The organism is Bradyrhizobium sp. CB2312 (assembly GCF_029714425.1).
GTDB lineage: Bacteria > Pseudomonadota > Alphaproteobacteria > Rhizobiales > Xanthobacteraceae > Bradyrhizobium.
Genome location: NZ_CP121668.1, coordinates 2,261,758 through 2,288,251 on the forward strand (window position 1 = coordinate 2,261,758; position 26,494 = coordinate 2,288,251).

At 64.8% G+C, this 26,494-nt stretch carries 37 protein-coding genes and 1 riboswitch; of the genes, 12 read left to right on the plus strand and 25 right to left on the minus strand.

Annotation, left to right across the window (positions count from 1 at the left end; genetic code table 11):
* Positions 1-2: 2 nt before the first annotated feature.
* Both QA642_RS10685 and QA642_RS10690 read right to left on the minus strand, forming a co-directional pair.
* A complete protein-coding gene (locus QA642_RS10685; RefSeq protein WP_235544215.1) occupies positions 3-287 on the minus strand; it encodes a hypothetical protein in 285 nt (94 codons plus the stop codon).
* Positions 288-509: 222 nt separating this feature from the next.
* Positions 510-833, minus strand: coding sequence for a hypothetical protein (locus QA642_RS10690; protein ID WP_283084620.1), 324 nt, complete (start codon positions 831-833; stop codon positions 510-512).
* 139 nt (positions 834-972) lie between these two features.
* Here QA642_RS10690 and QA642_RS10695 point away from each other — a divergent pair, with 139 nt between their 5' ends.
* The 3 genes from QA642_RS10695 (at position 973) to bfr (ending at position 2,317) form a co-directional block, all read left to right on the plus strand.
* On the plus strand, positions 973-1,281 hold the full coding sequence (locus QA642_RS10695) for a hypothetical protein (RefSeq protein ID WP_283086850.1): 309 nt from the start codon (positions 973-975) through the stop codon (positions 1,279-1,281).
* Positions 1,282-1,431: 150 nt separating this feature from the next.
* On the plus strand, positions 1,432-1,695 hold the full coding sequence (locus QA642_RS10700; protein ID WP_283084621.1) for a (2Fe-2S)-binding protein: 264 nt from the start codon (positions 1,432-1,434) through the stop codon (positions 1,693-1,695).
* A 133-nt stretch (positions 1,696-1,828) separates the two neighbouring features.
* Positions 1,829-2,317, plus strand: a complete 489-nt coding sequence (bfr, locus tag QA642_RS10705) for a bacterioferritin (protein ID WP_011089420.1) — start codon at positions 1,829-1,831, stop codon at positions 2,315-2,317.
* A 128-nt stretch (positions 2,318-2,445) separates the two neighbouring features.
* On the opposite strand, the gene QA642_RS10710 is transcribed toward bfr, so the two are convergent.
* From QA642_RS10710 to QA642_RS10725, 4 genes are all read right to left on the minus strand, one after another.
* Positions 2,446-3,048, minus strand: coding sequence for a pyridoxamine 5'-phosphate oxidase family protein (locus QA642_RS10710; protein WP_283084622.1), 603 nt, complete (start codon positions 3,046-3,048; stop codon positions 2,446-2,448).
* Between the two features lie 76 nt (positions 3,049-3,124).
* The gene (locus tag QA642_RS10715; RefSeq protein ID WP_283084623.1) at positions 3,125-3,478 is read right to left on the minus strand and encodes a hypothetical protein; all 354 of its coding nucleotides are present in this window, start codon (positions 3,476-3,478) and stop codon (positions 3,125-3,127) included.
* Between the two features lie 127 nt (positions 3,479-3,605).
* Entirely contained in the window at positions 3,606-3,947 is a 342-nt protein-coding gene (locus QA642_RS10720; protein ID WP_283084624.1) for an MmcQ/YjbR family DNA-binding protein, read from the minus strand.
* An 18-nt stretch (positions 3,948-3,965) separates the two neighbouring features.
* Complete coding sequence (locus QA642_RS10725; protein WP_283084625.1) at positions 3,966-5,027, minus strand: alpha/beta fold hydrolase; 1,062 nt, start codon at positions 5,025-5,027, stop codon at positions 3,966-3,968.
* Between the two features lie 126 nt (positions 5,028-5,153).
* On the opposite strand from QA642_RS10725, the gene QA642_RS10730 reads away from it, so the two are divergent.
* Together QA642_RS10730 and QA642_RS10735 are read left to right on the plus strand one after the other, a co-directional pair.
* Positions 5,154-5,420, plus strand: a complete 267-nt coding sequence (locus QA642_RS10730) for a DUF2277 domain-containing protein (RefSeq protein ID WP_283084626.1) — start codon at positions 5,154-5,156, stop codon at positions 5,418-5,420.
* Between the two features lie 84 nt (positions 5,421-5,504).
* A complete protein-coding gene (locus QA642_RS10735) occupies positions 5,505-5,720 on the plus strand; it encodes a hypothetical protein (protein WP_283084627.1) in 216 nt (71 codons plus the stop codon).
* Between the two features lie 15 nt (positions 5,721-5,735).
* On the opposite strand, the gene QA642_RS10740 is transcribed toward QA642_RS10735, so the two are convergent.
* Entirely contained in the window at positions 5,736-6,254 is a 519-nt protein-coding gene (locus QA642_RS10740; RefSeq protein ID WP_283084628.1) for a collagen-like protein, read from the minus strand.
* Positions 6,255-6,412: 158 nt separating this feature from the next.
* Between QA642_RS10740 and QA642_RS10745 the strand changes: the two genes are divergently transcribed.
* Complete coding sequence (locus QA642_RS10745; protein ID WP_283084629.1) at positions 6,413-6,658, plus strand: hypothetical protein; 246 nt, start codon at positions 6,413-6,415, stop codon at positions 6,656-6,658.
* Here QA642_RS10745 and QA642_RS10750 read toward each other — a convergent pair.
* Together QA642_RS10750 and fabG are read right to left on the minus strand one after the other, a co-directional pair.
* Positions 6,655-6,900, minus strand: a complete 246-nt coding sequence (locus tag QA642_RS10750) for a helix-turn-helix domain-containing protein (RefSeq protein WP_027560706.1) — start codon at positions 6,898-6,900, stop codon at positions 6,655-6,657. The genes QA642_RS10745 and QA642_RS10750 overlap by 4 nt on opposite strands.
* Positions 6,901-7,172: 272 nt before the next feature.
* Positions 7,173-7,940, minus strand: a complete 768-nt coding sequence (fabG, locus tag QA642_RS10755; protein WP_283084630.1) for a 3-oxoacyl-ACP reductase FabG — start codon at positions 7,938-7,940, stop codon at positions 7,173-7,175.
* Between the two features lie 111 nt (positions 7,941-8,051).
* Here fabG and QA642_RS10760 point away from each other — a divergent pair, with 111 nt between their 5' ends.
* Positions 8,052-8,537, plus strand: a complete 486-nt coding sequence (locus tag QA642_RS10760) for a J domain-containing protein (protein WP_283084631.1) — start codon at positions 8,052-8,054, stop codon at positions 8,535-8,537.
* Between the two features lie 124 nt (positions 8,538-8,661).
* Here QA642_RS10760 and QA642_RS10765 read toward each other — a convergent pair whose 3' ends face one another.
* The 4 genes from QA642_RS10765 to QA642_RS10780 all read right to left on the minus strand — a co-directional run bounded on the left by QA642_RS10765 (position 8,662) and on the right by QA642_RS10780 (position 10,687).
* A complete protein-coding gene (locus tag QA642_RS10765; protein WP_283084632.1) occupies positions 8,662-9,300 on the minus strand; it encodes a hypothetical protein in 639 nt (212 codons plus the stop codon).
* Positions 9,301-9,394: 94 nt separating this feature from the next.
* Positions 9,395-9,646 (minus strand): hypothetical protein, encoded by a 252-nt coding sequence (locus QA642_RS10770; RefSeq protein WP_283084633.1) that lies wholly within the window; start codon positions 9,644-9,646, stop codon positions 9,395-9,397.
* Positions 9,647-9,885: 239 nt separating this feature from the next.
* On the minus strand, positions 9,886-10,146 hold the full coding sequence (locus tag QA642_RS10775) for a hypothetical protein (protein WP_283084634.1): 261 nt from the start codon (positions 10,144-10,146) through the stop codon (positions 9,886-9,888).
* A gap of 157 nt (positions 10,147-10,303) precedes the next feature.
* The gene (locus QA642_RS10780) at positions 10,304-10,687 is read right to left on the minus strand and encodes a RidA family protein (RefSeq protein ID WP_283084635.1); all 384 of its coding nucleotides are present in this window, start codon (positions 10,685-10,687) and stop codon (positions 10,304-10,306) included.
* A 496-nt stretch (positions 10,688-11,183) separates the two neighbouring features.
* Here QA642_RS10780 and QA642_RS10785 point away from each other — a divergent pair, with 496 nt between their 5' ends.
* Positions 11,184-11,618, plus strand: a complete 435-nt coding sequence (locus QA642_RS10785; protein WP_283084636.1) for a hypothetical protein — start codon at positions 11,184-11,186, stop codon at positions 11,616-11,618.
* A gap of 117 nt (positions 11,619-11,735) precedes the next feature.
* On the opposite strand, the gene QA642_RS10790 is transcribed toward QA642_RS10785, so the two are convergent.
* On the minus strand, positions 11,736-12,428 hold the full coding sequence (locus QA642_RS10790; RefSeq protein ID WP_283084637.1) for a glutathione S-transferase family protein: 693 nt from the start codon (positions 12,426-12,428) through the stop codon (positions 11,736-11,738).
* Between the two features lie 83 nt (positions 12,429-12,511).
* Entirely contained in the window at positions 12,512-13,162 is a 651-nt protein-coding gene (locus tag QA642_RS10795; protein ID WP_283084638.1) for a glutathione S-transferase family protein, read from the minus strand.
* A 281-nt stretch (positions 13,163-13,443) separates the two neighbouring features.
* Between QA642_RS10795 and QA642_RS10800 the strand changes: the two genes are divergently transcribed.
* Complete coding sequence (locus QA642_RS10800) at positions 13,444-13,881, plus strand: VOC family protein (RefSeq protein ID WP_283084639.1); 438 nt, start codon at positions 13,444-13,446, stop codon at positions 13,879-13,881.
* A 118-nt stretch (positions 13,882-13,999) separates the two neighbouring features.
* Here QA642_RS10800 and QA642_RS10805 read toward each other — a convergent pair whose 3' ends face one another.
* The 7 genes from QA642_RS10805 to QA642_RS10835 form a co-directional block, all read right to left on the minus strand.
* A complete protein-coding gene (locus QA642_RS10805; RefSeq protein WP_283084640.1) occupies positions 14,000-14,512 on the minus strand; it encodes a mismatch-specific DNA-glycosylase in 513 nt (170 codons plus the stop codon).
* 590 nt (positions 14,513-15,102) lie between these two features.
* Positions 15,103-17,001, minus strand: a complete 1,899-nt coding sequence (gene thiC, locus QA642_RS10810; RefSeq protein WP_283084641.1) for a phosphomethylpyrimidine synthase ThiC — start codon at positions 16,999-17,001, stop codon at positions 15,103-15,105.
* A gap of 182 nt (positions 17,002-17,183) precedes the next feature.
* Positions 17,184-17,789 (minus strand): thiamine phosphate synthase, encoded by a 606-nt coding sequence (locus QA642_RS10815; RefSeq protein ID WP_283084642.1) that lies wholly within the window; start codon positions 17,787-17,789, stop codon positions 17,184-17,186.
* Positions 17,776-18,558, minus strand: a complete 783-nt coding sequence (locus tag QA642_RS10820; RefSeq protein WP_283084643.1) for a thiazole synthase — start codon at positions 18,556-18,558, stop codon at positions 17,776-17,778. Before QA642_RS10820 ends, QA642_RS10815 begins: the two co-directional genes overlap by 14 nt.
* Positions 18,559-18,714: 156 nt before the next feature.
* Positions 18,715-18,912, minus strand: coding sequence for a sulfur carrier protein ThiS (gene thiS, locus QA642_RS10825; protein WP_283084644.1), 198 nt, complete (start codon positions 18,910-18,912; stop codon positions 18,715-18,717).
* The gene (locus QA642_RS10830) at positions 18,903-19,928 is read right to left on the minus strand and encodes an FAD-dependent oxidoreductase (protein ID WP_283084645.1); all 1,026 of its coding nucleotides are present in this window, start codon (positions 19,926-19,928) and stop codon (positions 18,903-18,905) included. Before QA642_RS10830 ends, thiS begins: the two co-directional genes overlap by 10 nt.
* Positions 19,916-20,044: riboswitch (TPP riboswitch) on the minus strand. (Overlaps the previous gene by 13 nt.)
* 157 nt (positions 20,045-20,201) lie before the next feature.
* Complete coding sequence (locus QA642_RS10835) at positions 20,202-20,729, minus strand: lytic transglycosylase domain-containing protein (RefSeq protein WP_283084646.1); 528 nt, start codon at positions 20,727-20,729, stop codon at positions 20,202-20,204.
* Between the two features lie 240 nt (positions 20,730-20,969).
* On the opposite strand from QA642_RS10835, the gene QA642_RS10840 reads away from it, so the two are divergent.
* A complete protein-coding gene (locus tag QA642_RS10840) occupies positions 20,970-21,179 on the plus strand; it encodes a hypothetical protein (protein ID WP_283084647.1) in 210 nt (69 codons plus the stop codon).
* Positions 21,180-21,245: 66 nt separating this feature from the next.
* On the opposite strand, the gene QA642_RS10845 is transcribed toward QA642_RS10840, so the two are convergent.
* Positions 21,246-22,568 carry an ATP-binding protein gene (locus tag QA642_RS10845; protein WP_283084648.1) on the minus strand — a complete coding sequence of 441 codons (1,323 nt, stop codon included), beginning with the start codon at positions 22,566-22,568 and terminating at the stop codon, positions 21,246-21,248.
* A 14-nt stretch (positions 22,569-22,582) separates the two neighbouring features.
* On the minus strand, positions 22,583-23,338 hold the full coding sequence (locus QA642_RS10850) for a response regulator (protein ID WP_283084649.1): 756 nt from the start codon (positions 23,336-23,338) through the stop codon (positions 22,583-22,585).
* Positions 23,339-23,513: 175 nt separating this feature from the next.
* Between QA642_RS10850 and QA642_RS10855 the strand changes: the two genes are divergently transcribed.
* Together QA642_RS10855 and QA642_RS10860 are read left to right on the plus strand one after the other, a co-directional pair.
* A complete protein-coding gene (locus tag QA642_RS10855) occupies positions 23,514-24,080 on the plus strand; it encodes a hypothetical protein (RefSeq protein ID WP_283084650.1) in 567 nt (188 codons plus the stop codon).
* Between the two features lie 223 nt (positions 24,081-24,303).
* Complete coding sequence (locus tag QA642_RS10860; protein ID WP_283084651.1) at positions 24,304-24,828, plus strand: PRC-barrel domain-containing protein; 525 nt, start codon at positions 24,304-24,306, stop codon at positions 24,826-24,828.
* A 165-nt stretch (positions 24,829-24,993) separates the two neighbouring features.
* Here QA642_RS10860 and QA642_RS10865 read toward each other — a convergent pair whose 3' ends face one another.
* Complete coding sequence (locus QA642_RS10865; protein ID WP_283084652.1) at positions 24,994-26,205, minus strand: ABC transporter substrate-binding protein; 1,212 nt, start codon at positions 26,203-26,205, stop codon at positions 24,994-24,996.
* Positions 26,206-26,494: the final 289 nt, after the last annotated feature.

Genomic DNA, 26,494 nt, shown 5'->3' on the forward strand with positions numbered 1-26,494 from the left:
CATCAGTAGCAAACGCGAACCGGGCGGACCACCCAGCCGTAGCCGTCCCAATAGCGCTGGCGCTGCCAGTAGCAGGGCGGGGGCGGCGGGCCGGGCTCGGCGACGTAAACCGGACCACCATAGGCCGGACGGCTCGACGCGATGGCGCCGCCGACGATGGCGCCGCCGATCAGGCCGGCCGCGATGCCGGCGCCGACGCCGTCACCGGCTTTGGCGGACGGAGTGGCAGTCACCAGCGAACCGGCGACCGTCGCAACCGTGAGGGCGGCAACTAAAGTCTTCTTCATGCTCTTGGCTCTCCTGGGAGATGGGTTCCTCTTGTTAGAGGCGCCCGGGTTTCAAAGGTTCACGCACACTCTGATGGAATTGGTCTTGCAGCTAGGAAGCGCGCAAATGGTCAATCCACGGTAAACGCACACGGAGCTGTGACGAGAAAAAGCGGTCTTTTTCGGGCCCCAGGATGAACGGCGTGTCCGTAGTGAACCTGTCCACACGCGGCTCAAGTCGCCTCAGCCGCAGACTCGGACACGGCGGACGCGCCAGGCATAGCCGTCCCAGAAGCGCTGCCTCTGCCAGACGCAGCCACCGCCGTAATAATCGTCGGCGACATAGCCCGGACCCGGTGCGTAGTAGCGGGGCGGGTAATAGCCCGGTTCATAATAGCCGGGGCCTGGTCCGTAATAATACGGAGACGCCAGCGCGCCCCCGACGATGGCGCCGCCGATGATCCCGGCGGCTACGCCTGCGGCTACGCCACGCTGTGCATGGGCGGGTGTGCCGGCCGCCAGGGCCAGGATGGCGAGGGCAGCAACTGCCAGGAGCGACTTCTTCATAGGCTTGGCCTTTCAACTCGGGGAACTCTTTGGGACCTAAGTTCCATACTCCATTTGAACGACCGATGAACGGCACCTTTGCGGGATGCGACCAATTAATGTGGATCGCAGGTCCGCCAAGGAGGCGAGCAGGGAGGCGATGATGGGTAATGCGATGATCAATGCCTTGATTGCTGCCGGGGTCATCTTCGCGATCGGCTACGGCTGGATCAGCCATCTCCAGAACCGGGGCCGGCGCTCGCGGGCAGCGGCCGGAACGGATGGCGGCACCGGCGGCGGTGACAGCTATTCGGGATCGAGCGACGGTTTCTCGCTGGGGAGCTGGTTTTCCAGCGACAGCGCGGCGGGCCCGAGCGACAGCGGCAGCTGCTCGAGCAGCGATAGCGGCAGCAGCGGCGGGGATTGCGGAGGCGGCGGCGATGGAGGTGGAGGCGGTGGCGGTGACTGATCTTGATCCACCGCAATACCGTATTTTAGAGCCGTTCTAGGCTGTTTCCGGGCTAGTTTGGAATAGCTTCAAATACCGGTTTTTCCCTTTGCATCCGGACGGCCCGTTAAATATCGATGATGACGCATCACCGAAGGGCCTATCGCTTCCATGATCGTTTGTTCCTGTAACGTGCTGAGCGATGACGACATCCGCGCCGCCGTCGCCGAATCCGACGATGCGGTGCGTCATGCCAAGCAGGTCTATGGATGCCTCGGCTGTAGTGCCGAATGCGGCCGCTGCGCGCGGACGATCAAGACCATCATCGACGAAGCGCTCGGCCCCTGCGCCAAGTCCTGCTGCTCGGGCTGCCCGCACAGCAACACGGTGGCCGCCAATGACGAGCCGGCCGAGTTCGCCCTAGCTGCCTGCTGAAAACTTCCACAATCCCCGCTGAGCTTTTCCCCGGCTGCGTCCCTGCAGCCGGTTGCCCTCATCCTTAAACTGACTTAGAAGCATTCTAAATTCGGTTTAGGGCCGATTTGGACTGCAAGAGCTGGAGTGAACCATGCAGGGCGACGCAAAAGTCATCGACTATCTCAACAAGGCGCTGCGTCACGAGCTGACTGCGATCAACCAGTACTGGCTGCACTACCGCTTCCTCGACAATTGGGGCCTCCTCGACATGGCCAAGGTCTGGCGCAAGGAGTCCATCGAGGAGATGGAGCACGCCGACAAGCTCACCGCGCGCATCCTGTTCTTCGACGGCTTCCCGAACATGCAGGTCCTCGATCCCCTGCGCATCGGCCAGAACGTCAAGGAGATCATCGAGTGCGATCTCGCCGCCGAGATGAGCGCGCGGGCGCTGTACCAGGAAGCGGCGACCTACTGCCACGGCGTCAAGGACTACGTCACACGCGACCTGTTCGAGAAGCTGATGAGCGACGAGGAGCACCACATCGACTTCCTCGAGACCCAGCTCGACCTGATCGGCCGCATCGGCCTCGAGCTCTACACCCAGAAGCACGTCGGCGGGCTCGAGGGCGAGGGGCATTAAGCTCCACGCGTCCCTCTCCATTTGTCATGGCCGGGCTTGTCCCGGCCATCTACGTTTGCCGCACGACGAAGACGCGGATGCCCGGGTCGAGCCCGGGCATGACGGTCTGATTGAGCCGGGAACGGCCCCTACAACTGCGTCTTGTAGCGCGCTTCCACGATCTCCTGGCTCTCCGGTTCGCCGAGGCCCGTCTGGTCGTGAATGACCTCGCCGATGCTCGGCATCACCGAGCGCTGCACCTTCTCCGGCGACCACAGCTTTGAGCGCATCAGCGCCTTGCCGCAGTGGAAATAGACTTCGCTGACGGCGACGTTCAGCACCGCTCGCGGCAGCTTGCCGAATTCCTCCATCGACGCCAGCAGATCCGGATCGGCCGACAGCGTGCCGCGGCCGCCGACGCGCAGCGTCTCGTCGATTCCAGGCACGAAGAACAACAGGTGCACGAAACCCGAGCCTTCGACGACGTTGCGAAAACTGTCGATCCGGTTGTTGCCCGAGCGGTCGGGCATCAGCAGCTGGTTGGGCCCGGCGACGTGGACGAAGCCGATGCCGCCGCCGCGCGGCGAGGCATCGACGCTGCCGTCAGCGCCCGACGTCGCGAGCACGCAGAACGGCGACATCCCGATGAACTTCCTCGCATGCGCATCGATCGCGGGACGCGCCTTCGCGATCACGCGCGGGCTCGGCTTTGCATAGATGGTGGCGAGGTCCTCGGCGCAAAGATCGGTCAACGGTGTACCTCCACATCAGCTTGGCTTCAAACTAGCCGATCAGGCCGCGTCCAGCCAACGAAATCACCAAGAGGCCTTAGACCGCATCCGCCGGCACGAAGCAGCTGATGATGATAGCGCCGCGGTGACGGACGTACCACACCACGGCTTGTCCAACCGGATTGCCGCGATCGCGGATGATGGCACGCTCGGGCACCTCCATCCAATGTCCTTCGATTGGTACCCAATAGGCGCCGCCGCGTACATCGTAGTCAGTGCGATGGCCATCCGAGATGTCGCAGCACGGCACGCCATTCGGCGCAATCACGCTCTTGAACCAGGCGCGGATATCGGGCGGGACATGGTCATACTGGCCGTTGTCGAATGCGAATGCTGCGCTCGTCAGCGCCATCGTCGCGGCCAGCCAAACGCACGGCGCGAGCCTGTGCATGCGATCCTCCGTCGCGTTCGATTCGTATCGTTGATGCGATTAAGCCCGAGCTGTCAGCGCATTGCATGCTCAAATAATATGCGGCGCGCGAGGGCGCCGCACATGACGCGTTGCGATATGACCTTCGCTATCGCGTCTCGAGCGATGCGAGCAGCGATTTCGGCGCGACATTGCGCCAGGCCATCACGAGCGCGCTTCGCAGCGTCACCGGATCGATCTTCGCCAGCTTCACATTCGTGCTGCCGCTCTTGCTCCAGGCGCCGGGCACCGGACGAAACATCTCCGGTTCGGCGTCGACGAGCACGGCCTGCTGGTCCGGCGTGAGCTTCACCATGCCCCATGTGTCGTCGGGGTAGCCCAGAGTCGCGAACACGCGCTTGCCGGCGCGGAAGTCGGCATGGCCGTGATGTGCGCCCTCGATGACGCCGGGCAGCGCGAGTGCAGCCTTGCGAAAGCGAGCCTTCGACATACTGTCCAGCTGCTCGTCTCACATCGTCCGCTGCGGCGCGGTTTGCAGCAATTGCCTGATCTGCTCGACGTAGAACTGCGCATTGCCTGTGGTGCCGTGGCCGCGCGTCTCGGTGCTTGCGGGAATGAGATACAGCTTGCCGTTCTTGACTCGCTTCATCGCAGCGTCCGTGATGCCGGTCTCGGGCGGGTTGCGTTCGTCATCGGCGGAGTTGATCAGCAGCAGCGAGGCCTCGATTGCCTCCAGCTTCTCGCCGGCATTGTAGTCGTGCGAGGCTTCCCACTGATAGACGAAGTCGTTGGCATCCGCCGTGATCGGCGTCGCAAGGCGGTCGTCGACGATCTTGTCGGCCTTGGCCGCGGTCGGCGCCTGTTGCTGATAGGCGAGCGTGCCGCCGATGCTGGCGATGCCGTAGGCGGTGATGGCGTATTTCATCATGCGCGGCTGGCTGGTGTAGTTGCCGCCGTCATAGTCGGGATCGTTGCGGATGGTGTCGAGCATGATCCGCCGCATCATCCAGTTGCGCGAGGCCATCTCGGTCGGCTGCGAGGCCATCGGGATCAGCGCGTCCATCGCCTTCGGATATTTCTCGCCCCACAGCCAGGTGTGCATGCCGCCCATCGAATTGCCGATGACGAGCCGCAGATGCTTGACGCCGAGGCCTTCCGTCACCAGGCGATACTGCGCCTCGACCATGTCGTCGTAGTCGTATTTTGGAAAGCTCGTCTTCATGCCGTCGGACGGCTTCGACGATTTGCCGTGGCCGATGCCATCGGGAATGATGATGTAGTATTTGGCGGCGTCGAGCGGCTGGCCCGGGCCGAACAGCTTGCCGGCGAAAGCAGGCGTCAGCATGCTCGCCGCTGATCCGCCCGAGCCGTGCAGCACCAGCACCGGCTGACCGCCGGGCTCGCCGACGGTGGTGTAGTGCAGCTTGAGCTCGGCCATAACTTCGCCGGTGTGGAACTTGAAATCCTTGGCGATCCAGTCGCCCTGCTTCGGCGGCGGATAATCGGCGGCCATGACTGATGTTGAAATGGACAGCAGAATGGCCGACAGCGCGGCCCAAGAGGTCCTCATGTTTCTCTCCCCGTTGCGGCTCGTCAACGCGGCCGCGTTGCGGCGGAACTTAGCAGAACTGCACTTGAGGATGTAGGATTTCGTCTGCGCCGATCGTCCTTATGGAAACCCTCCGGGAGAGACTGCATGTGCCGCAACATCAAGACGCTGTTCAATTTCGAGCCGCCGGCGACGGAGGACGAGATCCAGGCCAGCGCGCTCCAATTCGTGCGCAAATTGTCCGGCTTCAACAAGCCGTCGCTGGCCAATGAGGAGGTGTTCGAGCGCGCGGTGGCGGAGGTCTCGGAAGCCGCGCGAAAACTCCTGATCTCGCTGCATACCCATGCGCCGGCGCGCGACCGCGAGGTCGAGGCGGAAAAGGCGAGGGAGCGCTCGCGGCTGCGGTTCGGCTAAGTCGTTCCGTGATCCGGCTCACGGTAGGAGCCGTTCCAAGCTGCGAGGATGTCGGCCGGGGTTTTGACAGCCCGGAGCACGATCATGAGCCGCCCCCTTCTTCCGCTGAAAGCAGGTGCCATCATCTTCACGCTGCTGTGGACCGCGTGGATGATGTGGTGGAGCGGCTCGTTCTCGAGCGCGGACGTCGTCATCCTCGCTTTATGCGGCGCGGCGGTCGGCTATCTCTGGTACCGGGCCATGCGCTGGCAGTTCGAGCGCATGGGCATGCTGTCGCGACGTGAGGACGGGACGGACTAGATTCGTCCGCCAGTCCTAGTGGCCGTGCTTCTTCTTTTTCTTCTTTTTCTTGTGATCGTTATCATCATCATCATCGTCGTCGTCCTCGCCGTGCGTCTCGTCAGTCTCCTGCACGGCGGCTTCCAGCGCAGCGCGCTCGGCTGCTTCCTGCGCTTCCCGCTCGGCGGCTTCGCGCTCGCGCTGGCGGCGGCGCTCGTCCCAGGCATCGAACAACTGCTCCAGCCAGGGCAGCACCTGCTCGATCGACGGCAATTGGCCGGGCGGTCCGGCCTCTCCGCGCGGGCCCTGCGGCCCTGCCGCTCCTTGCGGCCCGACCGGCCCCCGCGCACCGGCTTCGCCGGCCTTGCCTGGCAGGCCGGGCTTGCCCTGCGGTCCGGCCTTTCCGGCCAGGCCGGGCTTGCCCTGAGGCCCCGGCTTGCCGCGCGCGCCGTCCGGCCCCCGCTTGCCCGGATGACCCTGCGGCCCCGGCCGTCCTGGTTCGCCCTGCCGGCCCTGAGGCCCCTGTCGTCCTTGCCGGCCCTGTTCGTCTGCCACGCCACTGCTCCCCTCTGCGGAAGCAAGCTACTTAGCGGCGTTTGACGACAGCAGCAATTCTGCCCACCCCTTGCAGCGGGCTTGATCAACATCAATCAGCGCCATGGAGCGCCGTGCCATTGAACGGCACGCGGCCACACGCTCGCGAGGAGCAACCGATGCGCGCAGCCTGGACAATCTTCTGCCTGTCTACAGTCACCTTTGCGGCAGCGCTTGGCCTTGCCTATCTGCTGGTGCCCGACGTCGTGCCGATCGCCTTTGCCGATGAGCCGCAATCGTCATGGGCCGTGATGACGGCTTTCGTGCTCCGCGCCATCGAGCTGATCGCGGCCGCGGTCGCCGTCATCGCGCTTGCGATTCTCGGCGGCGGGATGATCCGCCTCGCATGGTCACGCGCGCACTAATCGTGATACGCGGGCACCTCGATGCCGGACGCCGCATAGATCCTGATCTTGTTGCGCAGCGTGCGCACCGACAGGCCGAGCACACGCGCTGCGCGCGTGCGATTGCCGTCGCAGCGCGCGAGAGTCTGAAGCACGAGCTCGCGCTCGACCTCGTCGACGGTCGCGCCGATCAGCAGCGGAACGATCTGGTTCGGAGCCAGGAATTGGGCGTCCTGCGGCGCCGCGACATGTACAGTGGTCATCAACACACCCCGATCAACGCCCGCTTCCTTCGCTGGAAGCGGATCGAGAACAAACGACCCCCAAGCCGTAGAACCACGGTGGGCGGGTTTGGTTAATGAAAGGTTAACCAAACCCGATCGCACCAGATGACCTCAGGAATGCCGCGATGCGGCCGCGATTGGCACGAGATGCATAGCGATGCGGGACGATCGCGCGCGACCCGCTCACTGTCATGCCCGCGAAGGCCGGGAATCCAGTATTCCGAGACGCCTGACGTCCGACGAGGGGCCGCTCACACCGTCCGATAGCCGCCATCCACCATCACGATCGTGCCGGTGACGTAGGCCGACAGATCCGAGGCGAGGAAGATCGCGGGTCCCACGATATCCTCGGGCTTGCCGGTGCGCGCCAGCGGGGTGTGATCGATGAAGGCCTGCACCAACGCCGGATTGGTCGCGCGCACCTGGGCGTTGATGTTGGTCTCGATAAAGCCGGGGCCGATCGCGTTGACGCGCACGCCTTCCTTGCCGAGCTCGACCGCAAGCGCCTTGGTGAAGCCGAGCACGCCATGCTTAGAGGTCGTGTACGCCGCCGAGCTCGGCGTGCGCAGATGCACGAAGGACTGGATCGAGCCGATATTGACGATGCGGCCTTTGCTCGCGCGCAGAGGTGCGAGGAAGGCCTGCGTCATGTTGAAGACGCCGTTGAGGTTGAGCGAGATGATGTCGTTCCAATCCTTCGCCACCGTCTCCGTCTCGGCGGTGAAGGCGTTGCGGCGGGTGATGCCGGCATTGTTGACGAGGATCGAAACCTGTCCGACCTTGTCCGCCACTTGCTTGGCCAGCGCAAAGCAGTCCTCGCGCCGGGTCACGTCGAGCGCAAAGCTCTCGGCCTTGCCGCCGGCCTTGCGGATCTCCTGGGCGGCTTCCGCGACCGTGTCGGCGTTGACGTCGAGCAGGACCACCTGCGCGCCCTCGCGGGCATAGCCGGCCGCGATCGCCCGGCCGATGCCGGAGCCGGCGCCGGTGACGACGGCGATGTGGTTTGCGAGCAATGCCATGACAATTTCCTCCCGATTTCTTTTCGAAGTTTCACGAAAGGCTAACTCGAAATTAAGGGGTCGGAAACGGCGGCCTTGGCATACTGATCTCGATTGCTAAACGTTGCGCGCATGATGGAACGGCTGGACTCCTGGAAACTCGCTCTCGAACGCCTGCGCTCGGCCCCGTCGGCCGACTTCGCCGAGGCGGGCCGGCTCGTCGCCGAGATCGCGCGGATGAGCACCGAACCGATGCTGCGGCAGGCCGCCGAGCAGGCGCTTCCGGTGCTGCGCCAGGCCGTGGACAATGACGATCACAGCGTCACGCTGGCGGCACAGCGCCGCCTCGCTGTGGTCCTCGACGTCATCCATGATCTCGCCGCGCCGCGCTTCGGCCGCCGCAACGCCGCGCCGAAGAAACTCTCCAGCGAGGACCGGGCCCGCAAGATGCTCGGCCTGCCGCTCGCCGTGCAGCTCACCTGCGAGGACATCAACCAGGCCTATCGCCGCGCTGCCAAGGGCATGCATCCCGACCAGGGCGGCAGCACCGAGGCCTTCATCGACCTCGCCGCCGCGCGCGACATCCTGATCCATCCCGGCGCGCACAAGGACGCGTGAGATCGAGATCTCGTAGGGTGGGCAAAGGCGCATCGCGCCGTGCCCACGGTTTTCTTCATGATGGACGGAATGGTGGGCAGGCTTGCGCTTTGCCCACCCTACGGCAGTTGCGCGTGCGGCCGCCTCAGCTCTTGTTCACGCAGCTCGGATAGGGCGCGGCTTCCCCTGCAACGATCGGGCAGAGGGCGATCGGGCGGAGATCGCTCAGGCGCGTTTGCCAGCGTTCGTCCCTGACCGGCGGCTCGTCGGTCTCGGGACCGCGCTCGGCCCATTGGATGGTGTAATAATAATCGCTCGTGCCTTTCAGCGTGATCAGCAGCGCGGTCTCGCTGTGGCGGGTCGGGCCGCTGTCGATGCGGCCGCAGCCGATCACGGCAGCGAAAGCCTCGAAGCCGCCGAATGTCATGGCGCCGAGCGGCTGCGCCGCAAAGCTGTCGGGGCAGGCGGATTTGAAGCCGCCGGCGATCGTGGCGGCGAATGCTTCGGGGGAGTGACCCGGCGTCAGCGTCATGCCTTTCTCGCCTGTCACCGTGATCATCTGCGTCCAGCGCTCGGCCGTCTCGCCCTTGAGCACGGCTTCGCGGATGTAGTGACCGCCCTTGGTGTTCTCGAACACCACGGTGAATTGCGAGGGCATCGCGAAGCTGACGAGCTGGCCGAAGATCGGCGAGATCACGCGGAAGGATTGCGGTGCCTGCGCTTGCGCCGCCACCGCGAGCAGGAGCGAAGCGGCGAGAACCGTTGCTGTCGTCGTCGGGCGCATCGTTCTGCTCCGAAAGCCGAAGGATAGAAACGCGAGCGGGCAAGGATGCTAGCATCGCATCCTTGCCCGACCCTTGTCGTCCGCCAATAGAATCTTACCAGGTGCAGTGACCGGCCTTGAGCGCATGGTCCTTCAGCATCAGCGCGTCGACGAAGGTCGGCACGGTCTCGCTGGCGCGGTGATAGCCGGCCGGCCACGGCGTGGTCGGGATGCTCTCGTCCCAGATCTGGCAGAAGCCGGTGTCCTGCCAGCGGATCAGGTGATAGCTGGCTTCGGCAGGGCTCGCGGCGACGAAGGCCGTGACGGCAAGACCCGCGGCAGCGCACAGCATGGAAATACGACGCATGATAGCTCCTCAAATGAAAGATGTGATGCGCCTCCCGACAATGACGGGAGGAGGTGGCGCGGGACGCTTTCAGGCAGGCGCCCCGGACAAGATGTGAGTAGTTCCATTCGCGCGGTAGGTTCAAAGCGTGCGCGCGGGAAACGCCTGATCTCGCCCGAAAAAGCGAGGGCGCCGGCAAAGCAAAAGGGCGGACCGCTTGCCGCGATCCGCCCTTCCGAACGCGATCTGTCGCGTGAGGCCTACAGCGTGCAGCGGCGCTCCCCGCGCAGCTTGATCTGGAGATCGGAGGCCTCGGTGAAAGTCGGGAGCGGCTTGCTGACGACCTTGTAGGTCGAGGCCCCAAACTGGAACGGCTTGTACTTCAGGTCCTCGTTCCAGACCTGGCAGATGCCGGTGTTGTCCCAGCGGATCACGTAATAGCCGACCTTCGCCGACGCAGGCACGGCAAACACGGAACTAGCGATGCCGGCAACGGCACAGAGGGCGAGAACGCGACGCATGAAGTATCTCCTTGTGGGGAAGGGTGAGCGGAAAGTTCGTGCGGTAAAAGCAGGTCCTTTGCAAGCCGGGGAGAGCGGCCGTTCACGGACATGTCAGACGCAGCGGCGCACTTGGTTCGGCCGCGTACCCGCCAAGCCACACGCGCTTAGGCCCGGCTCACTTCGCCAGCGAAGCCACCGCCTCGATCTCGATCAGCATCTTCGGATCGGGCAGGGCGTGCACCACGCAGGTGGTGCGCGCCGGGTAGGGCGGCGGGCCGAAGCTGCCTGCATAGAGCGCATTCATCGCGGCGACATCGGAAGCGCGGGTCAGTAGCACGTTGACCTTGACGAGGTCGCGGAACGTCGCGCCGGCCTCGTCGAGCACGCGGCGGATGTTGATGACGACGTTGGCGAACTGCGCATCGAAGCCCTCGGGCAGCGCGCCGTGGGCATCGAAGCCGGGAATGCCGGAGACGAACAGGAGGTCACCGACGCGCGTCGCAAACGACAGCGGCGGCGCCTTGACGTGCGGCGGGGGCGCGAAATGCTGGATCGGCATGGGTCACCTCGGGGACATGTGGGCGCATGAGCGTAGCGGCATGCGGGAGAGTTGCAATCGGCATTGGGCGAGGGGGCAAAAACAAAATTCGAAAACAACCCCATGCACAGTAGAAAAGACGAGGTTTGTCAGTTGGTTCGGAAATACAGAAGTAAAAGTTGACGCGTCGGGCAAAACACTGGCAGAATGGCATGATCGCGGCGGCCTCGGTGGGTGTGGTTCGCCTCTCCCCGCGTGCGGGGAGAGGCCGGAATTTGCGGAGCAAATTCCGGGTGAGGGGGAATCTCCGCGAGTCCAACTGTCACCGTTTATGCGGAAGCGGCCCCTCACCCCAACCCTCTCCCCGTAAGAACGGGGCGAGGGAGCAGACCGTGCAAGCGGAAACAACATCGTTCCAACGCGCCCACCCCGATCATGTTGCCGCCGCGATCGATCGGATAGATTCGTCGCGTCTGATTCGCTTTCCCCCTTGAAAAATAGTCCCCGGAGATTCTGCATGAAGATCGCATCCACCTTCCGCGCCGCGCTGGTCGCCATTGCCGCGCTTGCCGGCCTCTCGACCGCCGCACGGGCCGACGGCGGCACCGTGGTGCTGACGATCTACAAGGCGGGCTGGATCATCGGCGGCTCGGGCGGCTCCGGCGTGCTCAACTTCCGCGGCCGTGCCTATTCGCTCTCGACCGGCGGGCTCGATTACGGCCTCGTCTTCGGCGGCTCCAAGACCGTGCTGCGCGGCCGCGTCTCCAACATCAACCGCCCCTCCGACGTCGCCGGCGTCTATGGCGCTGCCGGCGCCGGCCTCGCCGTCGGCCGCGGCGCCCGCGCCATCGTGTTGACCAACCAGAAGGGCGCGGTGCTGGAGCTGACCGGCACGCAAGTCGGCCTGATGGCGAATGCGGATCTCAGCGGGCTCGCGATCACGATGCGGTAGGCGACGGTGCCGTAGGGTGGGCAAAGGCGCGCAAGCGCCGTGCCCACCATCGACGTTAGCGACACACGAAAAAGTTGGTGGGCACGCTTCGCTTTGCCCACCCTACGAGACCGCCGATTAGGCCGACACCATCGCATGAATCCGCTCGCAATGCGCGACGAGATTTTGGTGCGCATCGACGAACGCCTTCAGCGGCGTCGGGATCGGGACGTAATAGATGTTGGCGACAAAGCCGTAGATGCCGGCATCGACGCTGGTCGGCGCTGCGCCGTGCACGAAACCGTTCGCGGGCACGATCTCGGCCAGCACCTGCAGATCGGCGAGGCCCCGCGCGTAAGCCTGTTCGGGCGTGTAGCGGCCGATGCCCTGGAAATGATAGCGCTGCGCGTTATACGCCTTGGCCTTCTCGAACCCTTCCGCATTGATCTGCGGATGCTGCGCGATGAAGCCGTCGCGGAATGCCGGATAGAAGCGCTCGTCCTTCCAGCGCGAGTACGACATCACCCAGTAGAGATCATCCAGCATGCGCGTGACGAGGTGATTGGTTCGTCGCTGCTCCGCTGACAGCGCCGCATCGATGGTCAGGCGATATTTCGCGATCGCATGCGCGATGATGGTCTCGCTGTCGCCGATGGTCTCGCCGTCGTCGACGATATAGGGCAACTGTCCGCGCGGCGCCGCGGAGGCGTCGAAGATGTGCTTGTGCACGAAGGGCACGCCCGCGAGCTTGAGGAAGGCGTAGACCTTGAGGCCGTAGCCGTTGTTGTCGGCGACGCCGAACAGTTCTGGATAGGAGTAAAGGGTCAGCATGCGGCGGCTCCCCTGTGATGGCGGGCCAGCATGCAGGGGAGCGGGCACGGAGGCAATGGGGAGCGCAGCTCTCGTAGGGTGGGTTACGAACGCGACGCCGCGGTGAACACCGCCAGCTGCGCATCGAACGCGCGTCGGAACGCCGGCCGCGCTTCACCGCGGGCGACATAGGCGGCGATGTCAGGATATTCCTCCAGCAGCCCCGATGTGTTGAGCCGGCGCAGCGCGGTCACCATCATGAGATCGCCGGCGCTGAAGGCGCCGTCGAGCCACTCTGCGCCGCCGAGACGGCGGGACAGTTCGCCGAGCCTGACACGGACGCGATCCCTGAGCATGGGCAGGCGCGCCTCGTACCAGCTCTTGTCGCGCTCGAACAGCATCGCCATGCCGAGCTCGACGATCGGCGGCTCCATCGTGTTCAGCGCGGCAAACATCCATGCGATCGCGCGCGCCCGCGCATTCGGCTCGACCGGCAGCAGCCCGGCATGGTGCTCGGCGATGTGCAGCACGATCGCGCCGGACTCGAACAGCGCGAGATCGCCGTCCTCATAAGTCGGAATCTGCCCGAACGGATGCCGCGCAAGGTGCGCGGGCTCTTTCATCTGCTCGAACGAAACCAGGCGGACGTCGTAGGGCTGCTGGATTTCCTCCAGCGCCCAGCGCACCCGCATGTCGCGCGCCTGTCCCCGGCCGCGGTCGGGCGAGTTTTCGAAGGCGGTGATGGTGGGAGGCATTGGCGGTCTCCGGGGTGATCGTCAGGTCCAGAGGACGAGCGAGCGGGGCGGTTTCCGACAGGCTATCCGATTTTCCGCGTAGGATGGGTAGAGCGCAGCGAAACCCATCGTCCGCTTCCATTGAACCGCCGCGCCTGCCGTTTCGCTCGGATTGATGGGTTTCGCTGCGCTCTACCCATCCTACGGCCGCTCGAAAAAATTCCGCTTCTCCATGTCGGGACGCCGCTCCCTGCCGCGTCCTTGGGATGCCCCGCGCCCCCGCGCTGAAAGGAGCCCCGCTCATGACCTCCATCACGCCGTTCCTCTGGTTCGACAACAACGTCCCCGAGGCCGTAGCGTTCTACAAATCGGTGTTTCCCAACGCAAAAGTCGAGACCGTCAGCGACTTCATGGCGGTGTTCGAGCTCGAAGGCCAGCGCTTCCACGCGCTCAACGGCGGGCCGCGATACCGCTTCAACGAGGCGGTGTCGTTCTTCATCAGCGTGGAGACGCAAGGCGAGGTGGATTACTTTTGGGAAGCGCTCACCGCGGGCGGCGGCGAGGAGTCGCGGTGCGGCTGGCTCAAGGACAAGTTCGGCCTGTCCTGGCAGGTGATCCCGACCGCGCTCGGCCGCTATCTCGGCGATCCCGACCGCACCAAGGCAAACCGCGTCATGCAGGCCATGATGGGGATGCGGAAGATCGTGATCGCGGAGCTGGACAAGGCGTATGCGGGGTGAGCCCCGCTGCCGTAGGGTGGGCAAAAGCGCGTCCTTCGCGCGCCGTGCCCACGTGCTGCCGGGACTCACGAAGAAATCGTGGGCACGGCGCTGACGCGCCTTTGCCCACCCTACGGAGCTACGCACTGATCCACGCCGCCAGCTCCCGCCACGGCTCGATCGTCCAATGGCCCGACGCCGCACCAGACGGCGACGGCAGCACAAATATCTCCGGCAGGCTTGCATCGCGCACCTGCCGCCCCAGCGCAATCGCAGCTGACGGCCTGCCATAGAACAAGCTCGCCGCCTTCTTGCTCGTGAACGCAATCGTCTTCGGCCGGTACTTCTCCATCTTCGCCCTGAACTCCGGCACGTCGATCGTCTCAGCCGCGATCTGGTGATCCATCCCGGCCCCCGTCTTGGAGAGATCGGTGAAGCCGATCCCGAGCTCGATCAGCGCTGCGAACTCGCCCGGCTGATAGCGCCGCGGCGTGATCCCGGCCTCATGGATCGCCCGCCAGAAGCGGTTGCCGGGATGGGCGTAGTAGTGCCCGAGCTCAGCCGAGCGCGTCGAGGCAGCGGTGCCGACGAAGACGAGGCGGAGGTTGGGGCGGAGCTGGTCGGGGAGGCGGTGGGGGGTGGGAACGGGCAAATCGACCAACTCTGGGGTTGTAGCCCGCATGAGCGTCAGCGACATGCGGGGCCGCTGTCAATCCCGGATGTCGCTTCGCTCATCCGGGCTACGGGCTGCGCTCTGCCAGCCTCTTGATCCATTCGCCGTTTAGGCCATGGAGCGCACCTTCAATTGGCCAGCCAGGAGACGTTTCGATCAAGTGAAGCAACGACCAAGCAAGGCCGAAACAGTCATCTGGCCCAAACAGTCGCACCAAAGCCCTTGCCTCATCATCCGTAATCGGTGTTTGCACTTCGCCGAGCAAAGTCTCCAGCTCCCGCAGTACCGACGCGGTGGCAGCGCTCGAACTCGGCAACGGGCCGATTTGAGTAAGGCGCTTAACGGCTGGCTGCACTATTGCGTTCTCCCATCATCGTCTCATCGAATTAGTAATGGCTCAGCGATGGTGCTCAACAAGATTTCAAAGCTTCGTTGCGATGGTGACGTTGGTCTTCGCTCAAATTCGTAAGCTGTGTAGGTGGATACTACTCATAAAGAAGCCGAGCTTTCGCCCGGCTTCTCGTTTCTTATAGACGCTCGAGTAAGCCCGCGCATAACGAGCAGAGAGATTACAGCACCCGATTACTCTCCTTCACCTTCTCCGCGTCCAGATACACGCTGCTCCCCATCTCCTTGAACTTCGCGCTCATCTTCGCCATGCCGTCCTCGGCGGTGCCGCTGATCGACATGCCCACGCTGTTCGGATCATTCAGCGTCGCCGCATAATCCCGCACGTCCTGCGTGATCTTCATCGAGCAGAATTTTGGTCCGCACATCGAGCAGAAATGGGCGACCTTGTGGGCTTCCTTCGGCAGCGTCTCGTCGTGGAAGTTTTTCGCAGTGTCGGGATCGAGGCCGAGGTTGAACTGGTCGGTCCAGCGGAATTCGAACCGCGCGCGGGAGAGGGCGTCGTCGCGCAGTTGCGCGGCGGGGTGGCCCTTGGCGAGATCGCTCGCGTGGGCGGCGATCTTGTAGGTGATGACGCCGGTCTTGACGTCGTTACGATCGGGCAGGCCGAGATGCTCCTTCGGCGTGACGTAGCAGAGCATGGCGCAGCCGAACCAGCCGATCATGGCCGCGCCGATGCCTGAGGTGATGTGATCATAGCCCGGCGCGATGTCTGTGGTCAGCGGTCCAAGCGTGTAGAACGGCGCCTCGCCGCACTCCTTGAGCTGCTTGTCCATGTTGATCTTGATCTTGTGCATCGGCACGTGGCCGGGGCCCTCGATCATGACCTGGCAGCCCTTGTCCCACGCGATCTTGGTCAGCTCGCCGAGCGTTTCGAGCTCGGCAAACTGCGCGCGGTCGTTGGCATCCGCGATCGAGCCCGGACGCAGGCCGTCGCCGAGCGAGAACGAGACGTCGTACTTGCGCATGAGATCGCAGATCTCGTCGAAATGCGTGTAGAGGAAGCTTTCCTTGTGATGCGCGAGGCACCACTTCGCCATGATCGAACCGCCGCGGGAGACGATGCCGGTGACGCGGTTGGCAGTGAGGTGGATGTATTGCAGGCGCACGCCGGCATGGATGGTGAAGTAGTCGACGCCCTGCTCGCACTGCTCGATCAGGGTGTCCTTGTAGAGCTCCCAGGTGAGCGCCACCGGGTCGCCGTTGCACTTCTCCAGCGCCTGGTAGATCGGCACGGTGCCGATCGGCACCGGCGAGTTGCGCAAAATCCATTCGCGCGTGGTGTGGATGTTGCGGCCCGTCGAGAGGTCCATCACGGTGTCGGCGCCCCAGCGGATCGCCCACACCATCTTCTCGACCTCTTCCTCGACCGACGAGGTCACGGCCGAGTTGCCGATATTGGCGTTGATCTTGGTGAGGAAGTTGCGGCCGATGATCATCGGCTCGAGCTCGGAGTGATTGATGTTGGAGGGGATGATGGCGCGGCCGCGCGCGATCTCGTCGCGCACGAACTCCGGCGTGATGAAGGCGGGCACCGCGGCGCCAAAGCTCTCGCCGTCGGCGAGCGCTGCCTCCGCGCGCTCGAGCTGCTGCTTGCGGCCGAGGTTCTCGCGCGCCGCGACGTAGATCATCTCCTTGGTGACGATGCCGGCGCGGGCGAATTCGAGCTGTGTGATCTTGTGGCCGTCGAGGCCGCGCAGCGGCTTGTGATAGGCCGAGAAGGCGCGCGCGGCCTTGTCGGTGGAGACGCTGCCATTGTCCTCCGGCTTGATCTGGCGGCCCTCATATTCCTCGACGCCGCCGCGCTCCAGCACCCACTGCTTGCGGTTGCGCGCAAGGCCGGCGTTGACGTCGATGGTGACGGACGGGTCGGTGTAGGGGCCCGAGGTGTCGTAGACCGGAAGGTTCGGCTCGCCCGCGCCTTCGGAGAGGATGATCTCGCGCAAGGGCACGCGGATGTCCGGTGCGGCATCGGGCGAGGCGAAGATCTTCCGCGAGGAAGGAAGGGGGCCGGTGGTGACGGCGGGGATGGTCTTGTCGGGGTTGGAGCGGATGTTCATGGGATCCTCCTTAATTCAGTTCGTTGGCGTCGCTGCGCGAGCGACAAATTCCGCTGTCATCCCCGCGAAAGCGGGGATCCAGTATTCCGAGGCGGTGCGGCTAGAGTCGAGAGGCCGCGGCGTACTGGATCGCCCGGTCAAGCCGGGCGATGACAGTTGAGGGTGTGGAGCGGGCGTGCGCATCATGCCGCCTCCTTCTGGCCGAGCCACTGCCGCACGCGCGCGTCCGGGTCGGCGTTCTGGGTGACGTCGGACACCACGGCGATGGAATCCGCGCCGGCGGCAAAGATCTCCGCGGCGTGCTCGAACTTGATGCCGCCGATTGCGACAAGCGGGATGTTGCCGATGCGCTTCTTCCATTCCGTGATTTTTGGAATGCCCTGCGGCTCGAAGCGCATCGATTTGAGTGTGGTGAAGAAGATCGGGCCGAGCGCGACGCAATCGGGCTTGGCTTCGAGCGCGATCGCAAGCTCGGCGTCGTCATGAGTGGAGATTCCGAGCGACAGGCCCGCCTCGCGGATCGCCTTGAGGTCGGCATCCGCCAGATCCTCCTGGCCGAGATGCAGGTATTTTGCGCCGGCGACGATTGCCGCGCGCCAGTAATCGTTCACGACCAGCTTGGCCTGCGTGCCCTCAGTGATCGCCAGGGCGTCGGTGACGATCTGGAGCGCCTCGGCATCGTTCAGCTCTTTCGCGCGCAGCTGGATGGTGCCGACGCCGAGTTTTGTCAGCCGCTCGACCCATTTGAGGCTGTCGACGACGGGATAGAAGCGATCAGGATACGGCATGCCAGAACGGAGTCCCAACGACAGGGGTGGAGGGGGAGGCGAAGTCGCGGGCGTTCATCAGCCCGGCTTCAAAAGCGGTGCGGCCGGCATCACAGCCGAGGCGGAAGGCGTTCGCCATCGCGACGGGATCGGCGGCTTTTGCGATGGCGGTGTTGAGCAGCACGGCGTCATAGCCGAGCTCGAGCGCTGCGGCCGCATGCGAGGGCGCCCCTAAGCCGGCATCGACCACGAGCGTGATGTCGGGCAGGCGCTCGCGCAGCAGCTTGAGCGCATCGCGGTTGGTGATGCCCTTGGCGCTGCCGATCGGAGCGGCCCACGGCATCACGACCTTGCAGCCGGCATCGACCAGGCGGTTCGCGACCGAAAGGTCCTCGGTGCAATAGGGGAACACCTCGAAGCCGTCCTTGATCAGGATAGTCGCGGCTTCGACGAGGCCGACGACGTCGGGCTGCAGCGTGTCGTTGTCGGCGATCACCTCGAGCTTGATCCAGCTTGTGCCGAACAATTCACGCGCGAGCTTTGCCGTGGTCACCGCTTCGCGCACGCTGCGGCAGCCGGCGGTGTTCGGCAGCACTGTCACGTCGAGCTCGCGGATCAGCTTCCAGAATGCATCGCCAGTCTTGCCGCCGGCGGACTCGCGTCGCAGCGACACCGTGACGATGTTCGAGCCCGACGCGCGGATCGCCGCCTGCATGATCGCGGGCGAGGGATAGAGCGCGCTGCCGATGAGGAGGCGGGAAGAGAAGGATTTGCCGTAGAAGGTCACCATGGCTTGGGTGTCTCCCTAAATGCAGCTGTCATCCCCGCGAAGGCGGGGATCCAGTACGCCGCGGCAATGCGGCTAGAACCGTGATGCCGCGGCGTACTGGATCGCCCGGTCAAGCCGGGCGATGACAGCGGAGTGTGTGGTGGGCGCTTCATCCCCTCACCCTCCCTGCCGCGGCGTGATGATCTCGATCTCGTCGCCGGCATTGAGCGCGGTTTCGGCCCAGCGGCTCTTCGGCACGACGTCGTAGTTGAGCGCGATCGCGAAATGGGTGCCCTCATAGTCGAGCTCGGAGAGCAGCGCATCGACGCTGGCCGCGTTCACCTCGCGCTGCTCGCCGTTGACGATCACGCGCATTGCATCACCTCATTGTCGATCTGGCCGCGCTCGACGTAAGCGAGCGTCAGCTCGGCGAGCGCCGGCGCGATCAGGAAGCCGTGGCGGTAGAGCCCGTTGACGCTGATCTCTTCGCCGCGAATGCCGATGCGGGGGAGATTGTCGGGAAAGGCCGGGCGAAGCCCCGAGCCGAATTCGACGATGCGCGCTTCGCCGAAGGCGGGATGCACGGCATAGGCGGCGCCCAAGAGCTCCAGCGCGGAGCGGACGCTGACGCCGGTGTCCTCGGCCTCGATCGAGGTGGCGCCGAGCATGAACAGATTGTCCTCGCGCGGGATCACGTAGAGCGGCCAGCGCGGATGGATCAATCGCACGGGGCGCGCCAGCTGCACCTCGTCGGTCTCGATCAGGATCATCTCGCCTTTGACGCCACGCAGCTCCGGCTGTTCCTCGCGCGCGGCAAGGCCGCGGCAGTCGATCACGATGCCTTTAGGATCAAGGCTTGCGAGATCCTTGGCGCTGACGTCGCTGTCGAACTTGATGGTGCCGCCGGCAGCTTTGATCCGCGCGTGCAGCTTCGGGAGCACGCGGCGCGGCTCGACATGGCCCTCGGCCGGGAAGAACAGCGCATCGCGAAAACGGCCTTCCAGCGACGGCTCGAGCTCGGCGAGCGCGGCGGCGTCGAGCCGGCGGTGGCCCTCGGTCATGCGGGCAAAGCGCTCGAAATCGTTGCGCTCGCGCGGATGGGCGACGACGAGGGAGCCGTTGAAGGGGGTGTCGGGCAGCTCGCGCCGCCAGATGTCGAGGGAGCGCTGGCCGAGCCTGGAGATGATGGGTTCGGCGACCTCCGCCTCGCACCAGGGCGCCAGCATGCCGCCGGCCCAGTGGCTGGTGGATTCGGTCATCGCCGCGTCACCGCGCTCGTGTAAGGTCACGGCGTGGCCGGCCTGCGCGAACAATAGCGCCTGCCAGGCGCCGGCAATGCCTGCGCCGATAATGGATACCGGTGAATCCGATCGCTTGGTCGTCTGCAACATCCCTGTCCCTTCGCCGGCATGACCCGGATCAGGTTCAAAGGGTCACCGCGGTCCTGGGCAGTATTGCCCATTTAGCGGTATCTCAGCTCCTCCTCGGAGCACCCCTCGGAACGGCTCTAATGTATGCCAGTGGGAGCTGGTGTCAACGCGTTAGCCACAAGGCTGTCATTCCGGGGCGGTCCGCAGGACCGAACCTCAGGGGCGCAATTGCGCACCGGGGAATCTCGAGATTCCGGGTTCGACGCTGGCGCGTCGCCTCGGAATGACATGTGATTAGTGTGGAACCTGCGCCCGCGCGTTGCGGACGCCTTGCGCGAGCTTCCTGTGCGGCGCGGTGCCGAACATCGGCTGCGGGTTGCCGTTGGGCTCGAGCCACTCGTTGCTGGCCTGCTGCACCATCTCCTGACGCTGCCGCTTTGCAACGTAGTAATAGCCGCCCGCGAAATAACGCACGGCTCGCGCGTGGTCGCCATTGGCGGCGTGATAGGCGCCGGCGAGGTATTTCACCGCATAGGTGAGATTGGTGTTGGGATCGCGCAGGCCGGCGGCATCGCCGGTGTAGCCGAGCCCGCGGGCGGTCGCGAGCTTGATCTGCATCAGGCCGATGGTGCCGCCGCGGCCGACGAGGCCGGGCTGGTAGCGGCTTTCGCGCATGATGACGCGGTGCACGAGCGCCTCCGGTACGCCGTTGGCGCGCGCATGCATCGCGACCATCTCGGCATATTCGGCTTCGCCCGCGAATGCGGCTTGCGGCACCATGAATCCGGCCGCGAGCAGCGCGGCAATGCGTAAAATCTTCATGAGATATTCCTTGGGTCTAACAAGTGACCTGCACCCAGCGTGGTTAGGCCCCCGGAACGCGGCGATCATGTGACCAAACGCCGCCGCCGACGATTTTGCGGCGCCGAGCCGCCGTGATGACGCAAAGCTGGCCTAGGTGACGCGTGGGGCGAACGACCCCCGGCTCGCGACAGCACGCCTGTCTATTCGCATGGGCTAGCGAAAGCGAGTATGAAGACGCCTGCGAAGTGGGAGGGTGCCATGACAAAATCAAACAAGGCACATATCGGCGACGTTCCCAGACAGAACCCCTGTGCCCAGTGCGGCACGCCAATCCCCCAGCCGGACTGGATCGAGCCAGGCGAGGGGCGCGTCTCCTATCTCTGGAATTGCCACGCCTGCGGATATCGCTTCGAGGCGGTGGCGATCTTCGACGAGACGGCCATCGAGCATCCGCCGCTCGCGGCCTGAGGCGCATCGCTACGGATCGCATTGTCCTCACCTCTCCCCGCTTGAGAGAGGTGAAGGAAGTGTGCCCTAAGCCGCCAGCCGCGGCGCTTGCCAGATCGGCAATTGCATCCGCACGATCAGTCCGTGCGGCTCGCGGTCGTGCAGCGAGAGCTCGCCGCCATGGGCGATCGCGATCGCGCGCGCGATCGACAGGCCGAGGCCGAAGCCGGTGGAGTCGTCCATGGTGCGCGCGTCGTCGCCGCGCACGAACGGCTCCAGCATCTCCTGCTTGCGCGCGTCCGAAATGCCGGGGCCGTCATCTTCGACGTCGATGACGAGCGTGGTGGAGGATGCATCGAGGCGGATCGTGACCTCGGCGCCGAAGCGCACGGCGTTCTCGACCAGGTTGGTGACGCCGCGATGCAAATCGTCGGGCCGCGCGGCGGCGGTCGCGGACGCCGGGCCGTCATAGTGCACGACATGGCCCATGTCGCCGAACTGGTCGGCGATGAGCTGGAGCGTGCTGGCGATGTCGACCAGGGTCACCGCCTCGACCTTGCGGTCGTTGCGCAGGAGTGAGAGCACGGACTCCAGCATCGAACGCATCTGGTCGAGATCGATCAGCATGCGCTTGCGATTGGTTTCGTCCTCGATGAACTCGGCGCGCAGGCGCAGCCGCGTGATCGGCGTGCGCAGATCGTGGCTGATCGCGGCCAGCATCCGCGTGCGATCCGACATCAGCCGCGCGATCCGCTCATGCATGCGGTTGAGCGCGCGCGCCACGGAGCGGATCTCCTCCGGCCCGCGCTCGGGCAGCGGCTCGGCGGCGCCGTCCAGGCTGAAATTCTCCGCGGCCCTGGCGAAGGATGACAGCGGCGCGGCCAGCGCGCGCGCGGCCCACAGGCCGAGCACGGTGACGCAGATGAAGGCGGTCATCAGCGTCATCAGCCACGGCGCGCCCCAGAACCACGGCCGCGGACCGTTCTCGACCCGGCCGGCGATCATGGTGCCGTCCGGCAATTGCACGCCGATGCGGTGGGCGTCGTCGGGCGAGAGCCGCATCACCTTGTAGCCGCGGCCAAGGTGACGGCGCAGGCCGCGCAGGTGCGGGCCTTCGCTCTGCTCGACGACGGCTGCCGTGCCGGGCGCCAGCATGTCGAGGCCGAGCTTGGGGAAGGCGCGCGCGAGATCGGCGAGGAGACGCGGCCGTTCGCCGGCCTCGGCCGCGCCGAGCAGCAGCGCGGCGTCGGTCAGCTGATGCGCGCCGTCCGGCGGCGTGTCCGGTCGGTCCGGCCGGCTCATCAGGAAGGCGGTGGTGACGACGAGATGCAGTGCGACGGTCGAAGCCAGCACCAGCGCGGCGATCTGCCCGCCGATACCCCTGAGGTGGAAGAACCCGAACGGCTTCATCGTCGGCGTCCTTCTCAACTGCTCACGGGCGCCGCAACCGCTTCAGTGTTTGCCGCTTCAGTCCTCGGCGTGAACAAATAGCCGCCGGATCGCACCGTCTTGATGATGGTGGGATCGGCCGGGTTGGGCTCGATCTTGCGGCGGATGCGGCTCACCAGCACGTCGATGGAGCGCTCGAACGAGCCGGTGTTGCGGCCCTGCGTGAGGTCGAGCAGGCTGTCGCGCGACAGCACGCGGCCGGGCCGTTCGCAGAACGTGCGGAGCAGATCGAACTCGGCGCTGGTCACCGCGACGCGCGCACCTTGCGGATTGCGCAGCTCGCGCAGGCGCAGATCGATGCGCCAGCCTTCGAAGGCGAGCGTGGAGGTGCCTTCGATCGAGCTTGCCGTTTGCGCCGCGGCCTGGCGGCGCAGCACCGCGTTGATGCGGGCGAGCAGCTCGCGCGGGTTGAACGGCTTCGGCAGATAATCGTCCGCGCCCATCTCGAGGCCGACGATGCGATCGACGTCCTCGCCGCGCGCGGTCAGCATGATGATCGGCGTCTGCGTCTCCGAGCGCACCTTGCGGCAGAGGCTGAGGCCGTCCTCGCCGGGCAGCATGACATCGAGGATGATGAGGTCGACGCGGTGATTGGCCATGGCGCGCGACATCTCGCGGCCATCGCTCACGGCGGTGACGTTGCAGGCGTTGCTGCGCAGGTACTTCGCAATCAACGTCCGGGTTTCGCGGTCGTCCTCGACGACCAGGATGTTGGGATTGGGAACGGCCATGCGCTTTGTTTGTCCAAGATTCGGGCCAAAAGGCGAAGATTTTTGTTTCAGATCATTTCTGAGGCTCCTGCCGCAACGCCAGGACACGACCGGTCAGCGCTGCGGCAAGGTCTCGTTAAGCCCGTTAACCATACCGTGGCGCCGTACGAAACCCAGCAAAACCCACGGAGCCATCATGAGCTCGATTTCGGCGGCCTCCGCCGGTAACCACCAGTCGCCGTTGCAGCGGCTGCAGCAGGAATTGCAATCGGAAGTCTCCGCCGGCACGATCTCGTCGTCGGACCAGTCCGCGCTGTCGACGGCGCTGACCGACATCGACACGGCGCTCCAGCAGAGCCGGTCGAGCGACCAGGCGAGCGGCACGCGTCCCTCCAAGGACGAGATGCAATCGAAGATCGACGACCTCATCTCGGGCGAGGTGTCGAACGGCACGCTGACCTCGGACCAGGCCGACGAATTGAAGAACGTCTTTCAATCCGCCTTCGCCAAGGGGCCTGGGGGCGCCCGCGGTGCGGGCGGACCGCCGCCCGGTCCGCCGCCGTCGGGCGACGGCTCTTCGGATTCTGCGTCGTCGACGGATTCGACCGGCAGCACGTCGACCGACGAGACCACCGCAGAGATCCTCCAGCAATTCCTCGAGGCGCTCCAGCAGTCGCAATCGTCGACATCGTCCTATGCCGCCAACGGCAGCTCATCCAGCAATTCGGATTTCTCCGCGCTTCTGATCGACTACAAGAGCTGACCTGAGCGACGCAGGTCGGCGCGTTCCCCGCCGCGGTCGTGCTTCACCCAGGGCGCATGATCGTCGGCGGGGAACCGTGCGCCGCAAAAATGTTCCTGGGTGACAGGAACAATTCTCGTCGTTTTCGCGTGCGCATCGCGCGACGAAATTGCCGCGTGTAAGGAACTGCGCGTGAGCAGCGCTGTTTTCTCCGCACAAGTTTTCTGTGGAAGGAGAGGACAACATGCTGATGAAATCGATCGCCGCCGGCCTCGCCGGCACGGCTCTGCTCGCAACCGTTGCGTTCGCGCAATCGCCGACCGCCACCACCGACAAGGCGGCCCCTGCGGCCACCGCCACGACCACGACTGCGTCGGGTGAATGGCGCGCCTCGAAGATGTCGGGCCTGAAGGTCTACAACGACGCCAACGAGAACATCGGGTCGATCAACGATCTCCTGATGGACAAGAGCGGCGCCATCAAGATCGCCGTGATCGGCGTCGGCGGCTTCCTCGGCATGGGCGAGCATCTGGTCGCCGTGCCCTATGAGAAGTTGAAGTTCGCCAGCGAGGCCGTGGCCTACACCGGCGCCAGCACGAACCCGGGCGCCAAGCCCGCCGCGACCACGACGACCGGCGCTGCGACCGGCACTGACAAGCCTGCGGCGACCACGACGTCGTCCACGTCGAAGTGGTATCCGGACCACGCCGTGTTCAATGCGAGCAAGGACGAGCTGAAGAACATGCCCGAGTTCAAGTACTCGGAGTAATGCGGCTCTGAACGGCTGAACGAAGCGCGCCTGGTTTTCGCCGGGCGCGCTGTCGTGTCTTTTTTGTCATTGCGAGGAGCGAAGCAACGAAGCAATCCAGAGCTATCTTCGCAGATGCATTTCTGGATTGCTTCGCTTCGCTCGCAATGACGGCAACCACCGGCCTCAGTGCGTCACCAGCGGGCAGCCGCCCTTGTCGAGCGGGCGGAAGGCGTCGTCGCCGGGCACGGTGGCGATCAGCTTGTAGAGATCCCACTCGCCCTTGGAGTCCTCGGGCTTCTTGACCTCGAACAGATACATGTCGTGGACCATGCGGCCGTCGATGCGGATCTTGCCGTTCTTGGCGAAGAAGTCGTTCACCGGCGTCTTGCGCATCTGCTCCATCACCTTCGGCGCCTCGTCGGTCTTGATGGCATCGATCGCCTTCAGATAGTGCATGGTCGCCGAATAGAGCCCCGCCTGGATCATGGTCGGCATGTGCCCGACCTTCTCGTTGAAGCGTTTTGAGAAGGCGCGCGTCTCCTCGTTCATGTCCCAGTAGAAGGCGTCGGTGACGATCAGGCCTTGCGTCGCCTTGATGCCGAGCGAATGCGTGTCGGTGATCTCCTGGAGCAGCGCGATCATCTTCTGGCCGCCCTGGGTCAGGCCGAACTCGGCTGCCTGCTTCAGCGCATTGGTGGTGTCGCCGCCGGCATTGGCGAGCGCGACCACCTTGGCCTTGGAGGCCTGGGCCTGGAGCAGGAAGGAGGAGAAGTCCGAGGAGTTGAGCGGATGGCGGACGTCGCCGAGCACCTTGCCGCCGCTTTCCTTGACGACATTGGCGGCGTCGCGCTCGAGTGCCATGCCGAAGGCGTAGTCAGCGGTGACGAAGAACCAGGTGTCCTCGCCGCGCTTCACCATCGCCTTGCCGGCGACGTTCGACAGCGCATAGGTGTCGTAGGTCCAGTGCACGGTGTTGGGCGAGCAGGCGGGGCCGGTGATGTCGGAGGAGCCGCCGCCGGAATTGATGTTGATCTTGTTCTTCTCGCGCGTCAGCGCCGAGATCGGCAGCGCCACCGAGGAGGTCGGCACGTCGAAGATCGCATCGACCTTGTCGTTGTCATACCAGTTGCGGGCGATGTTGACGCCGACATCGGGCTTGTTCTGGTGATCGGCAGCGACCACCTGCACGGGCTTGCCCGCGACCTTGGCGCCGTAATCGGCAACCGCCATCTCGACCGCGGCGAGCGAGCCCTTGCCGGTCGCGTCCGCATAGAGGCTCGACATGTCCGTGAGCACGCCGATCTTGACCACATCGTCGGAAATCTGCGCCTGCGCCGCGCCGGACGTGGCGGCAAGCGCGAAACCAGTCGCCACGGCGGCGATGAGTTTTTGCATGGTGTTTCTCCCTCAGCGTTGTTGTTTGGGCTTTGTTGCGGGACCGTTGTAGCGACAAACGGTCGCGGCAGCTAAGCGGTGCGCGCCATAGCGGAATGCAAAATCAGAAGGGGCGAGCGGTGTTCCTAACCCTCTCCCCTTGTGGGAGAGGGTGGCTCGCCGCGATAGCGGCGAGACGGGTGAGGGGTCTCTCTCCGCGAGGTACCGTCTCGTAGCAGCAGTGCGCGCGGAGACAACCCCTCATCCGGCGCTTCGCGCCACCTTCTCCCACAAGGGGAGAAGGGAAAAG